The 13229-nt window shown below is 45.1% G+C and carries 11 protein-coding genes; 8 read left to right on the forward strand and 3 right to left on the reverse strand.

The annotated features are described in order from the left end of the window. Positions 1–48 precede the first annotated feature (48 nt). Together H2O73_RS08450 and argS are read right to left on the reverse strand one after the other, a co-directional pair. Entirely contained in the window at positions 49–477 is a 429-nt protein-coding gene (locus H2O73_RS08450) for an HIT family protein (protein WP_182108415.1), read from the reverse strand. 105 nt (positions 478–582) lie between these two features. Next, positions 583–2316 (reverse strand): arginine--tRNA ligase, encoded by a 1734-nt coding sequence (gene argS / locus H2O73_RS08455; protein WP_182108416.1) that lies wholly within the window; start codon positions 2314–2316, stop codon positions 583–585. Between the two features lie 236 nt (positions 2317–2552). Here argS and H2O73_RS08460 point away from each other — a divergent pair, with 236 nt between their 5' ends. After that, positions 2553–3152, forward strand: a complete 600-nt coding sequence (locus H2O73_RS08460) for a VOC family protein (RefSeq protein WP_182108685.1) — start codon at positions 2553–2555, stop codon at positions 3150–3152. Here H2O73_RS08460 and H2O73_RS08465 read toward each other — a convergent pair. Continuing rightward, a complete protein-coding gene (locus H2O73_RS08465; RefSeq protein ID WP_182108417.1) occupies positions 3144–5921 on the reverse strand; it encodes an insulinase family protein in 2778 nt (925 codons plus the stop codon). The two genes, H2O73_RS08460 and H2O73_RS08465, sit on opposite strands and share 9 nt — an antisense overlap. Before the next feature lie 299 nt (positions 5922–6220). On the opposite strand from H2O73_RS08465, the gene sixA reads away from it, so the two are divergent. The 7 genes from sixA (at position 6221) to H2O73_RS08500 (ending at position 13220) form a co-directional block, all read left to right on the forward strand. Beyond that, complete coding sequence (gene sixA / locus H2O73_RS08470) at positions 6221–6685, forward strand: phosphohistidine phosphatase SixA (RefSeq protein ID WP_182108418.1); 465 nt, start codon at positions 6221–6223, stop codon at positions 6683–6685. Between the two features lie 114 nt (positions 6686–6799). Beyond that, positions 6800–8896: a flagellar biosynthesis protein FlhA gene (flhA, locus tag H2O73_RS08475; protein ID WP_182108419.1), complete on the forward strand. Its 2097-nt coding sequence runs from the start codon at positions 6800–6802 to the stop codon at positions 8894–8896. A 32-nt stretch (positions 8897–8928) separates the two neighbouring features. After that, a complete protein-coding gene (gene flhF / locus H2O73_RS08480) occupies positions 8929–10413 on the forward strand; it encodes a flagellar biosynthesis GTPase FlhF (protein ID WP_182108420.1) in 1485 nt (494 codons plus the stop codon). Between the two features lie 9 nt (positions 10414–10422). Beyond that, a complete protein-coding gene (locus tag H2O73_RS08485) occupies positions 10423–11310 on the forward strand; it encodes a MinD/ParA family protein (RefSeq protein WP_182108421.1) in 888 nt (295 codons plus the stop codon). Further along, the gene (locus H2O73_RS08490; protein WP_182108422.1) at positions 11303–12037 is read left to right on the forward strand and encodes an RNA polymerase sigma factor FliA; all 735 of its coding nucleotides are present in this window, start codon (positions 11303–11305) and stop codon (positions 12035–12037) included. Before H2O73_RS08485 ends, H2O73_RS08490 begins: the two co-directional genes overlap by 8 nt. A 45-nt stretch (positions 12038–12082) precedes the next feature. Next, a complete protein-coding gene (cheY, locus tag H2O73_RS08495) occupies positions 12083–12451 on the forward strand; it encodes a chemotaxis response regulator CheY (protein WP_075649797.1) in 369 nt (122 codons plus the stop codon). A gap of 46 nt (positions 12452–12497) precedes the next feature. Beyond that, complete coding sequence (locus H2O73_RS08500; RefSeq protein ID WP_182108423.1) at positions 12498–13220, forward strand: protein phosphatase CheZ; 723 nt, start codon at positions 12498–12500, stop codon at positions 13218–13220. Positions 13221–13229: the final 9 nt, after the last annotated feature.

Genomic DNA, 13229 nt, shown 5'->3' on the forward strand with positions numbered 1-13229 from the left:
TTTTGAAGTGGCGTTTTTTATGGCTTGTTAGTGGTTGTTGAATACGAACTAAGCTTTGATAAATAAACTACTCAAGCCGAGAACATTGCCAATGCGAGCGGCTATTTCTTGCTGCTCTGTTTCACTTCTAAATTCCCCTTGGGTGTTACCCCAAACAGGTCCAGGCCATGCGATATCGTCTTTGAAACGGGCGATATGATGAATATGCAGTTGCGGAACCATGTTACCCAGTGCACCTAAGTTTAGCTTTTCTGGTTGAAACGTCGCTTCTAGAGCTTGGCTTACCGCTTGAGACTCTAGCAGGAACTGCTGCTGCTCTTGCATTGGCAAGTGATGCAGCTCTTTTAGGTTCGCGCGTTTAGGAACGAGAATAACCCACGGTACCGCATTGTCTTTATGCAGTAGTGCAATACAAAGCGGAAATTGACCAAGAACGGTGGTGTCTTTCGCCAATTGAGGATGCAATTCAAAGCTCATTGTGTTGTCCATTTTGCTGGTGTGACTTAAGTATATCGCAGATAAAACAAAAGGTTGACGCATACACGCCAACCTTTTTAGTTTAATCGAGTCAATCTTGAAAGATTACATACGTTCTAGCGTATCGATACCAAGTAGAGACAGACCTTGTTTGATTGTCTTCGCGGTCAATGCCGCCAGTTTTAGACGGCTTTGTTTAACCGTTTCGTCTTCTGCAACTAAGATCGGGCAAGCTTCGTAGAAGCTAGAGAATTGACCGGCTAGTTCGAATAGGTAACTACACATGATGTGTGGTTGACCTTCACGAGCAACAGACTGAACCGCTTCTTCAAACTGTAGAAGTTTTGCAACAAGCGCTTTCTCTTTTTCATCAGTGATTTTGATTTCACCTTGAAGCTCATCCATTGATACGCCAGCTTTAGCGAAGATAGAAGCAACGCGAGTGTATGCGTATTGCATGTACGGTGCGGTGTTACCCTCAAATGCTAGCATGTTGTCCCAATCAAACACGTAGTCAGTGGTACGGTGCTTAGAAAGATCAGCGTATTTCACCGCTGCCATGGCAACAGTGCTAGAAATTTTCGCTTTTTCCTCAGCCGCTAGATCAGGGTTTTTCGACTCGATCAGCTTAGATGCGCGCTCTTCTGCTTCATCAAGAAGGTCAGCAAGACGAACAGTACCGCCCGCACGAGTCTTAAATGGACGACCATCTTTGCCAAGCATCATACCAAATGCGTGGTGCTCAAGAGAGACTGATTCTGGAACATAGCCCGCTTTGCGCACGATAGTCCAAGCTTGCATTAAGTGTTGGTGTTGACGAGAGTCGATGAAGTACAGTACACGATCAGCGCCAAGCTGCTCGTAACGGTATTTAGCACAAGCGATGTCCGTTGTGGTGTATAGGAAACCACCATCACGTTTTTGAACGATAACGCCCATTGGCTCGCCGTCTTTATTCTTGTATTCGTTTAGGTATACAACTTGCGCACCATCACTTTCTACAGCAAGACCTTGAGCTTTTAGATCAGCAACAATTTTAGGAAGCATGTCGTTGTACATGCTTTCACCCATTACATCATCACGAGTCAATGAAACGTTTAGACGATCGTAGTTGCGCTGGTTTTGGATCATGGTTACATCAACCAATTTTTTCCACATCTCAGCACAGAATTCATCGCCACTTTGTAGTTTCACTACATAGCCACGTGCTTTCACTGCAAATTCTTCGTCTTCATCGTAGAGCTTTTTAGATTCACGGTAGAATCCTTCAAGGTCAGCCAGTTCCATTGAAACTGTGCCTGACTCTTGTTGAACACGCTCAAGGTTAGCGATAAGCATACCGAACTGAGTGCCCCAGTCACCAATGTGGTTTGCACGCACAACGTTGTGACCTAGGAATTCAAGCGTACGCACAACCGCATCACCGATGATAGTTGAACGCAGGTGACCAACGTGCATTTCTTTTGCTACGTTTGGTGCTGAGTAGTCAGCAACGATGGTTTGTGTTTCTTCAGCTGCAACACCAAGGCGAGCATCTGCAAGAGCTGTGTCAGCTTGTGCCGCTAGAAACTCTTCACTTAGGAAGATGTTGATGAAGCCAGGGCCTGCGATTTCAGTTTTGCTTGCAATGCCATCAAGATCGAGAACATCCAATACTTTCTGCGCAAACTCTCGAGGGTTTGTACCTAGCTTTTTAGCCACGCCCATAACGCCGTTAGCTTGGTAGTCACCAAACTGTGCTTTTGCTGATTGACGAACGGCTGCAGGGCTGCCTGCTGGTGCGCCAGCGGCTTCAAGAGCCTGAGAAACTTTTTCATTAATAAGTGCTTGGATATTCACACGCGCTTCCTTCAATTCTAGGAATTATTGTGGTTTGCATTTTGCCGATAAATGGTGGATACACTCTTAGTATCGGCTAGTCAGTTCAATCGATGCAAACCTAATCGAGTTCACAAATTTGCGCACATGATATCAATTTTCTTCAGGGGCATATAGGGAGTAATTTGAGTATTTTTCTACTTTTCTTGATGATCTTGTTAGTATTAGGAAAAAAGAGACATTTTGCTTGAAGGAAAATCTGCATGTCATTAGAAAGTGCGCAACTCTTACCAGAGCAGTTAAAACAGAAATTACCTGATTTTATGCTTAAAATTCAGATGTTAAGTGAAAAGCTTAATCTTGATTTGACACAGTTTCAGGCTGATCATATTGCACTGCGTATCAACGATAACGAGTTGGCTGAAAAAGCACATAACGCATGGTTGGAACATGGCGAGCAAATCTCAAATGCTCAAATTAATGGGCGACCGATCATTGTATTGGTGTTTAAACAACCGTTAACGGCATTGGACTGGCAAATTGAGTGTTTAGAGCTACCTTATCCTGCGCCAGGGAAGATTTATCCAGAGCAAAGCTGGGAGCATGTGGAATTTGTCGTGCCTTCACAAGCGCACACGGCAGAGCAGTTCGCTGAAGAGATCAAACAACGTTTCCCGCAGCTTGCTGAACAATGGGATGATTTGACCGAGCAAGGGATCAAAGTGAAGCTGTCTAGCCCGAAAGGCGAGGGAGAGCGTTTGAATAACCCGACAGTGGCATTCAAATATCAGGGAGTGTGCATTAAGCTCCACCCCCATTCGTTGAAAGCTATTGTCGAGTCAGAACAATCAGCCTAATTCAATGTCTTTTGGTCTAAGTTGAAACTCTTCAATTGAGCCAATTTCTAAGCCAAGGCTGAGCGCATCGGCCTCATGATGGGCATTACCTTGGGTATGCATAATCAAACGATTCGCCGTTCTTGGCTTAAGCTCATTAACGATAAAGCGGATCATATCGCTGCGAGTGAGCTTTTTCAGTTCCGCTAACACACGTTGGCGTTGGTCGAAATGTTCATCTTTATTACCAATGGCAACCCAAAGTCGCTGTGCGCGACCTCGCAGGGTCGTATCGGGTGTGGAGATTTGATTCCACAATCCCCGTTTACTGCTGTGCCATTGGTATTCATTCAACTCTAGCAACACCATATAAAACGCGTTGAGAAACTCGTCGATTGAGCTGATCAGATCAACCGGTGCGGCATTAGGTGATTGTACGTAGAGTACAATGCCAGGGTGTTTGTTAAGCGGCATGTTGCCAGTACCCACCATGTAACCAAGTTGCTGTTTGGTTCTGATTTCATGGAAGAAGGTCGCTGACATAAGGTGATTTGCCAAAGAATAGAGTGCGATACTCTTCGCTTCGGTGTCATCACATTGGTAATACACCACAATTGCCGAGTCTTCTTGGTTACACGGCACTTCACGTTGAAAAGTGCCATTTTCGCCAAGCATTACCAATGGTCTTAAAGCTTCTTCGTATTGCTGATCATGCACCCTAAGTGCTTCTTTGAGTGTTTCACCCAATGCTTCAGCATCATTTTTTGTCCAGTCGCCATAAACAAACATTTCAACATGTAGCTCAGCGAGGATTGCTTGAACAAAGCTTGCCAACGAATCAACTTCAATACTCTCGAGTGCTTCTACTAAGACGGCATAAGGGGGATTGTTAGGCTGTAAAATCCCTGTCATAGCATTGAAAAGCTGCGATATCGGGCGATCTTGCGCTGAATTTCGCCAATTTCTTAGTAGCTGGGTTTTGATAGTGTTGAAACGTTTTGCGCTAAATTCCCGTTTGGCGAAGCGCTGCAATATCATTTTCATTAATTCAGGCTGCTTTTCAGTAAACCCTGATATTGCCAATGTGACTCCGCCTTGATGCGCGTAAAGGTTATAACCCATACCGGCTATTTCAGCTTGGTAGGTTTCTTTCGCTAGTGCGTCGAGGAACATCTCAACGCATAAACGAGTCTTAACGATGTTGATGGGGTTTGCCACCGCATGTGGACTATCAATCGCGACATAGACTACCCCTTTTGGCACACGAAACTCACTGTCTTGCAAATGCCACAGTTTGAATCCAGGTAAGTCACTAACAACCACTGGCTGGTTAGCGTGCTCATCTTCCACGGCTTTTGGTGTTAAGTCATAGCAAATAAAGGGATTGCGTTCTGGCAATTCAGCTCTAATGGTCGAAGCTTGTTGATAAAACTCGCGCTGTTCAACAGTGAGCAGTTTGGCTGAATATGGAGTGAAGTACCATTTAGCGGTTTCGTCATACTCTAAGCCTTTTGCAATCAGCGTCACGCGCAAGTTATCGACAGTAAAATAACCAGTGAGTTCTCTTAACACCTCAGACTGATACTCTGCCATTTTAAAGTCACCATAAATGGTGTCTTGGCTTTGGTAGTGTTGCATATTCACCACCAAGTGACTGGCAAGATCGAGTGGGCGCGTTGGCTCTTGAAAACGAAATGCTGATTCGAGAACCGCTTTTTTCTCAAGGTATCGCCACTCATCAAAACCACGCGCTTTAATGATCGCAATATAGTTGAAGATCGCTTGAATGATATCGTCAGTATGCTCAAGACCGTCTTGAGTGAGCGTACAACTAATGGTGAACTCGCGGTAGTTACTGCCACTGGCACCCCCGCCAGCAGAGAGAGAAGTGATCCACCCTGCGTCTTTTAACCCGAGCATTAGACTATTTTCACCTTCATAGCCAAGTAAGTGGGCGAAATAGGAGAGGGGTTTGGTGTGATAGTACTCTTCAGTACTTGGCATTGGGAAAGTAAGGATCAGTTTTCGGATCTCTTTTACCGGTTCCACATTGACCCATAAACTGGTTGAGCGCTCATCAACATAGGGCTCAGTAACGGCTTTGTTGTTTAATTTATTGTTGGCAATGGTTTCAAACTTCTCATGAGCCCATGCTTCCAGTTCATCCAATGAGTGCGCGCCAATCATCACGAGAGTCATCAAATCAGCGGAGTATTGCTGGCTGTGAAAAGCGATGATCTCATCACGGATAGTGTGCTCACCACGGTCGCTGAGTGTCTCTATATTGCCGACCGAAAACTTAGCGAAGGGATGTTTCTGGTTGATCACTTCTTTATGAACTTGGTAAAGGCGGCGCGAGTCATCGTTGAGTTTGAGTTTGTATTCTGAGTCGACTGCTTGGCGTTCTTTATCCAGCGCCTCAGCATTAAATAGTGGCGCGGTAAAAAATTGGCTGAATCGGTCAAGACCATTGGCAAACGCATTGGTATCAACGTCGAAGAAAAAACAGGTATGCTCGGTTCCAGTCCACGCGTTATTCATGCCACCATGTTGGCTAATATAACTCTGAAACTCACCGACGCGAGGGTACTTTTCTGTACCGAGAAAGAGCATGTGCTCGAGGTAATGTGCCATACCTTGGCGATCGATTGGGTCATCAAAATGTCCGACATTGACAGCAAGAGCAGCGGCGGATTTTTGTGCATGAGGATCATGAATCAATAACACCCTTAAATCATTGGTGAGGGTTAGATAGCGATATTGATTAGTGTCATTTGGGCTTACATGCACAGTATTTCTCCAAACCTTGAGAGTATGTCTAAGTATGAACGCGTTTATGGGGGCTGCAAACTTCTATTAACCAATGATTTACTTGGTCGGTGTTATTTTGCGGCTTAGCCGTGTCTTTAAAGGATTGGGTAAGACTTCGCTAAGTCGAATTGCCACATGTTGAAACAAAAACGCATTGTTTACCTTTAAGATTGTTAAGAAAGTCTGAGTCTTTGGCAAGTTACTTGATATAATTAATTTTATTATTGATGCCCAAATATCAGTGAGACAGCTGAAGTACTCACGTTACAGGAATAATTATGAAAATCGTGATTATGCGTCATGGCGAAGCAGAAACATTCGCCAACAGTGATGCAGAACGAGCGTTAACAAGCTTCGGTCGAAGTGCTTCAAGAGACGTCGCGCAGCGTTGTCGCCAACAAGGCATGTCGCAATTTGATAAAGTGTTGGTTAGCCCTTACTTAAGAGCGCAACAGACTTGGCAAGAACTAGAAGATATCTTCGACGCTAAAGATGTTGTGGAATGTGAAGACATCACCCCTTATGGGGACTCAGCGACAGTCGCTGACTATTTGCAGGCATTGATTGAGTTGGAAAAACCAGAGTCAGTCCTACTGGTTTCGCATCTGCCATTAGTGGGTTATTTAACCGCAGATCTCGTGGTTGATATCGTCCCGCCAATGTTTCCTACCTCAGGTATGATTTGCATCGACTACGATGTACAAAATCAACGCGGTGAGGTTTTGTGGAACCTTAAGCCGTAAAAGCGATTGAATCACAAAGCGACAACTATTTGACTTTTTTGGTGGACTAAAACTTGCATCAGTGGCTAACTACCTGTGCTAACAAATTAATTTAGTTGTATCAGCCCCTGATTTATGAAGTTTACTCTACCATTTACGGATAAGTTACCTCCGTTACCTCAACGAGCAATGCCTGCGATTGGCGCCCCTATAATGGTGCTGTCAACGCTGGGCATGATTGTGCTGCCTATGCCAGCCTTTTTGCTCGACTTGTTCTTCACCTTTAACATTGCTATTTCCATGGTGGTGTTACTTGTGACCGTCTATACCCGACGCCCTTTAGATTTCGCCGCATTTCCTACCGTACTGCTGATAGCAACGTTATTGCGCTTGGCGTTGAACGTGGCTTCAACACGTGTGGTACTGCTGTATGGTCATGAAGGTCCGGGTGCTGCCGGTAACGTTATTGAAGCGTTTGGTAACGTTGTTATTGGTGGTAACTACGCGGTTGGTTTAGTGGTGTTCCTGATCTTGATGATCATCAACTTCATGGTTGTAACCAAAGGTGCGGGGCGTATCTCGGAAGTAAGTGCCCGCTTTACGTTGGATGCTTTACCCGGTAAACAGATGGCGATCGATGCCGATTTGAATGCCGGTTTGATTGACCAAGATCAGGCAAGAACTCGACGCCAAGAAGTAACCAAAGAGGCAGACTTCTACGGTTCAATGGATGGTGCTTCGAAGTTTGTTAAAGGCGATGCAATTGCCGGTATTTTGATTCTGTTTATTAACATCATCGGTGGTCTATCTATCGGTATGGCGCAGTATGGGCTTGGCTTTGGCGAAGCAATGCAAATCTATACCTTGCTAACCATTGGTGATGGTCTAGTTGCACAAATTCCATCGTTGCTGCTTTCTATTGGCGCAGCCATCATGGTAACGCGTCAAAACACCGATGAAGACATGGGTCAAACGTTAGTCTTCCAGCTGTTTGATAACCCGAAAGCATTAATGATCACCGCCGGTATCCTGTTTGTCATGGGTATCGTGCCGGGTATGCCACACTTCGCCTTTTTGCTTTTGGCGGCAATGGCTGGCGCTGGCGCTTACTGGATTCAACGTAAGCAGAAGAAGAGTACAGAAGAAAAGTCCAACCTTCCTGCCACTCAATCAGTGGAACCCTCGACACCAAAAGAGCTCTCTTGGGAAGATGTCCAACCGGTTGATATTATCGGCTTAGAAGTGGGCTATCGTCTGATCCCATTGGTCGATCGCGATCAAGGCGGAGAATTGCTTGAACGTGTCAAAGGGGTACGAAAGAAACTGTCACAAGATTTTGGTTTCCTTATCCCGGCTGTGCATATTCGCGACAATCTGGAGCTAACCCCGAATAGCTACCGTATTACCTTAATGGGTGTTGCTGTTGGTGAAGCTGAAATTCGACCAGATCAAGAATTAGCAATTAACCCAGGGCAAGTGTATGGCGTGGTAGAAGGGGAACCAACGATCGACCCTGCGTTTGGTCTGGAAGCTATATGGATACGTGAAGAGCAACGCGAACACGCCCAAGCTCTCGGTTATACCGTGGTTGACTCATCAACTGTTCTGGCGACACATTTAAGTCAGCAGCTAACCAACAACGCCTCGCAACTTATCGGCCACGAAGAAGTACAGAACCTACTTGAGATGCTGGGTCGCAGTACGCCTAAACTGGTGGAGAGTTTTGTACCTGATCAGCTGCAATTGGGTGTGGTGGTTAAAGTGCTACAAAACCTACTCAATGAAGCGGTGCCAATTCGTGATATTCGAACCATAGTTCAAACCCTCTCCGAATATTCGTCAAAGAGTCAAGAACCTGACATTTTGACGGCGGCGGTTCGTATCTCGCTCAAACGTCTAATTGTTCAAGAAATCAATGGTATAGAGCCAGAATTGCCAGTTATTACCCTTATTCCTGAATTGGAACAAATCTTGCATCAAACTATGCAGGCTTCCGGCGGGGAGTCGGCAGGTATTGAGCCTGGACTTGCAGAGCGTCTGCAAATGTCGCTGAGCCAAGCGACACAAGAACAAGAGCTTAGAGGTGAGCCCGCAGTGCTACTGACATCAGGGGTGCTTCGTTCAACTCTAGCCAAATTTGTAAAGAACACGATCCCATCGCTGCGTGTGCTCTCGTATCAAGAGATCCCGGATGAAAAACAGATCCGAATTGTGCAGGCAGTGGGTAACTAAATTCTGTTACTAACCCATAACGGATATCGATTTTGAAAATTAAACGATTTTTTGCCAAAGACATGCGAACCGCTCTTCTTCAAGTAAAAGAAGAGCTTGGTTCTGACGCTGTGATCATGTCGAATAAAAAAGTCGCTGGTGGTGTAGAAATTGTCGCAGCAGTGGATGGTGATTCTTCCGCAGCACAAGCCAATGGTGGATACAGTTCTCAGCCTCGTTCGACACCAACACAAGTGTCGCCGAGTTTGGCTCCACGAACAACAGAAGCTCGCCACTTAGATGATGACCGTGTAAGCCTAAATTCAAGTGCGGAAAATGGTCGTTCAATGACCAAACGTTTTGCCAGTATGCTAAAGCAATACAGCAATAATCGTCCCGGATATGAAGAACCAGAAGAGTCTGCAAGTGAAGACTCACTGACCGCCTTACTTAAACGTCAGTCAGCCAATCGAACACATGGCAGTGATATTAAGCTGAAGGAAGATTCGCCTTTAGCGCGCTTAATTGCAGAAGATCGCCGCATTGAACGCCCGAAGCCTCAATTGGATCCTTCTCGCTATGAGCGTGGCAGTGCCACACGGGAGCCAGCCGTTTCAACTGAAGATTTAACCGATATGCGCGAAGAGATGACATCGATTCGTCGCTTATTAGAGCATCAAGTCTCCGGGCTAATGTGGCAAGAAGTTGAAAGACGTGAGCCATTGCGTGCAATGCTGATCAAACGCTTAGAGCGAATGGGGTTGTCGTTAGAGCTTGCCGATCAGTTAGCTTGCTACATTCCAGAAGATACGCCGCCAAAGAAAGCGTGGCGCGCGCTATTGGGCTTAGTGGCTGATCAAATTCCAATTTCAAAACAAGATATTTTAAAGCGCGGTGGCATCGTTGCCTTACTTGGTCCGACTGGTGTCGGTAAAACAACGACGGTAGCAAAACTGGCAGCGCGAGCGGCAATGGAGTTTGGTTCAGACAACGTTGCCCTAGTAACAACAGACACTTATCGTATTGGCGCACATGAACAATTGGCAATTTATGGCAGAATTATGGGATGTCCTGTAAAAGTTGCTAAAGATTCCAACGAGTTAGCCGATGTAATATACCAGTTACGCCATCGTCGTCTTGTATTAGTCGATACCGCGGGTATGGGGCAGCGAGATGTTCGCCTTTCAGAACAGTTAGATACGTTGATGCAAGAGAGCGGAGAGATGATTCATAGCTACCTTGTATTGCCTGCGACAGCACAGCGTAAAGTGTTACAAGAAACTATAGACCATTTTAAACGCATTCCTCTTTCGGGCTGTATCATGACAAAACTTGATGAGTCACTTAGCTTAGGAGAGTTTGTTAGCGTTGTAGTGCAAAATGCACTACCAGTGGCTTACATCGCGAATGGACAACGCGTACCCGAAGATATCGTCATTGCTCAGCCTAAATATATGGTGGCTAAAGCGAATGATTTACTTGAGAAATCGGCGGACGATGAACCGCACTATTGGAATAGTGAAGCAGAGAGGTTCTAGGCGGCGATGATGACAGAGAATATGATACAAGACCAAGCTAGCGGATTGCGCCGCTTAACTCAGCCTTCACTCACCAAGGTTATTTCGGTAACTGGCGGTAAAGGTGGCGTGGGTAAATCTAATGTCACTCTCGGGCTAGCAATATGCATGGCTCGTCAAGGCAAGAAAGTCATGGTTTTGGATGCCGATTTAGGTCTGGCCAATATTGACATAATGTTAGGCATTCGACCAAAACGTAACCTTGGACATGTGCTTGCCGGTGAGTGTGAACTTGCTGATGCGATTGTTGAAGGTCCGCATGGGATCAGAATCATTCCAGCAACTTCTGGTACTCAATCAATGACGGAATTGAGCCACGCACAACACGTGGGTCTGATCCGAGCATTTGGTAGCTTAGAAGATGAAATGGATGTGCTGCTGATTGACACCGCGGCAGGTATCTCAGACATGGTGATCAGTTTTTCTCGAGCAGCACAAGATGTGGTTGTGGTTGTTTGTGACGAACCGACATCCATCACTGATGCTTATGCATTAATTAAGTTGCTGAGTAAAGACCACCAAGTGCAACGCTTCAAAATTGTTGCAAATATGGTCAGAAGCTACCGAGAAGGGCGAGAATTGTTTGCAAAGTTGACCTTAGTCACAGAGAGATTCTTGAATGTGAGCCTTGAGCTCGTCGCATGTATCCCACTAGATGATAAAGTTCGACAAGCAGTAAAAAGACAAAAAATTGTGGTTGATGCGTTTCCACGCTCCCCAGCGGCATTAGCAATAGGGTCGTTAGCAAACAAAGCATTGACTTGGCCAATACCAAAAGCGCCAAGTGGACACTTAGAATTTTTTGTTGAGCGTTTGCTAAACAGACCAGAACCATTAGAGGGACCATTTGGTGAATAAGGCATTGACCTACGACCAATACGGAAATCATAACAGCCAAAGAGTATTTCTTGAGAAATACTCTGTCCTTGTTAAACGTATTGCTCACCACTTGCTTGGCCGTTTGCCACCAAGTGTTTTGGTTGAAGATCTTATCCAAGCGGGAATGATTGGCCTTCTTGAAGCACAAAAGAATTACGATGGCAGCAAAGGGGCAAGTTTTGAGACCTATGCTGGAATACGCATTCGTGGCGCTATGCTTGACGACATCCGTCGTGGAGACTGGGTACCACGTTCTGTACACAAACATAGCCGCGAAATTAATCAGGCTATCGCCATTCTTGAAGGTCAGCTAAATCGAGACCCCACAGATGCCGAAGTGGCGAACCATGTGGGGATGTCGTTGGATCAGTACCATACCGTTTTAACTGATATCAACTGCTCTCGTTTGGTAGGGATTGAAGACTTAGGTGTCTCTGAAGATGTTATAACTTCAGATGATACCGATGAAGAAAATGCACCTTTTCAAGGTGTTGCGGATGAATTTTTTAGAAAAGCTCTGGTAGAATCGATAAAATCACTACCAGAACGAGAAGCCTTGGTTTTATCTCTTTACTATGACGAAGAGTTAAATTTGAAAGAAATCGGTGAGGTAATTGGGGTTAGCGAATCACGCGTTAGCCAAATACTAAGCCAATCAATGCAACGCCTACGTACTAAATTAAGTGCGTGGACAAACAATGACTAGAAATCACTGACATCATAATCAGTGGAGGCAATTTTGAATAAAAACATGAAAATCTTGATTGTTGATGACTTTTCAACAATGCGCCGTATCGTTAAAAACCTACTTCGTGATTTGGGTTTTAATAACACCCAAGAAGCGGACGATGGTTTAACTGCATTGCCTATGCTCAAGAAGGGCGATTTCGATTTTGTTGTTACAGACTGGAATATGCCTGGTATGCAAGGTATCGATTTGCTTAAGCATATCCGTGCGGATCAAGAGTTGAAGCACCTACCAGTACTTATGATCACGGCTGAAGCTAAGCGTGAACAAATCATCGAGGCTGCTCAAGCTGGTGTAAATGGCTATATCGTAAAACCATTTACCGCAGCAACGCTAAAAGAAAAGTTAGACAAAATTTTCGAGCGTTTATAGTCAAATCGTTGACTATGTTGATTTGGGCGAACAAGGCCATTTAGGAATGATTTCATTAGAACAGGCAAAACAACTCGTTGAGCTTTTGGAAAGTGGTAACCAACAAGCCGCAGATGACTTAGTAAAAGGCGTCTACGACATACCAAGTGAACCAATGCTGCAAGAGATTGGGGCATTGACTCGTGATTTGCATGAGTCGATCAAACAATTTCATCTTGATGAGCGTATTTCACAACTTGCCAATGACGAAATCCCGGATGCCCGGGACCGCCTTCAATACGTTATTGAAAAAACTGAAGTTGCAGCCAATCAAACAATGGACGCAGTTGACCGCTGTATGCCAATCGCAGACAACTTACACGATGGTTTACTTCAAGTAAGACCACAGTGGAATGAGTTAATGCACGGCAAGATTGATTTGAGCGAGTTTAAAGCGCTTTGTCACCGCATCGACGACCTATTAGGGCATGTTGAGGGTAACAGTAGTGAATTGCGTAGCTTGCTTACGGATATTCTAATGGCTCAAGGTTTCCAAGACCTAACCGGACAAATAATCGGACGTGTTATTGAGCTAGTTAACGAAGTTGAAATGCGACTCGTTGATATTCTTACAGTTTTTGGTCAAAATCAGTCGGAAGAAGACGAATCCAATAACAAGAAAAAAGCATCAACCGAAGCGGAAGGGCCGATTATTAATCCTCTTCAAAGGGATGATGCGGTTTCATCGCAAGACGAAGTAGATGATTTACTCTCCAGTCTTGGGTTTTAGAGGTTAACT

It is taken from the genome of Vibrio marinisediminis (genome assembly GCF_014050145.1).
GTDB classification, from domain to species: Bacteria; Pseudomonadota; Gammaproteobacteria; order Enterobacterales; family Vibrionaceae; genus Vibrio; species Vibrio marinisediminis.

Excerpts from the sequence above, each read along its gene's own strand:
- H2O73_RS08485 (WP_182108421.1), top strand. The coding sequence starts at position 10,423 with ATGACAGAGAATATGATACAAGACCAAGCTAGCGGATTGCGCCGCTTA.
- sixA (WP_182108418.1), top strand. The coding sequence starts at position 6,221 with ATGAAAATCGTGATTATGCGTCATGGCGAAGCAGAAACATTCGCCAAC.
- flhA (WP_182108419.1), top strand. The coding sequence starts at position 6,800 with ATGAAGTTTACTCTACCATTTACGGATAAGTTACCTCCGTTACCTCAA.
- H2O73_RS08500 (WP_182108423.1), top strand. The coding sequence starts at position 12,498 with ATGATTTCATTAGAACAGGCAAAACAACTCGTTGAGCTTTTGGAAAGT.
- cheY (WP_075649797.1), top strand. The coding sequence starts at position 12,083 with ATGAAAATCTTGATTGTTGATGACTTTTCAACAATGCGCCGTATCGTT.
- H2O73_RS08450 (WP_182108415.1), bottom strand. The coding sequence starts at position 477 with ATGAGCTTTGAATTGCATCCTCAATTGGCGAAAGACACCACCGTTCTT.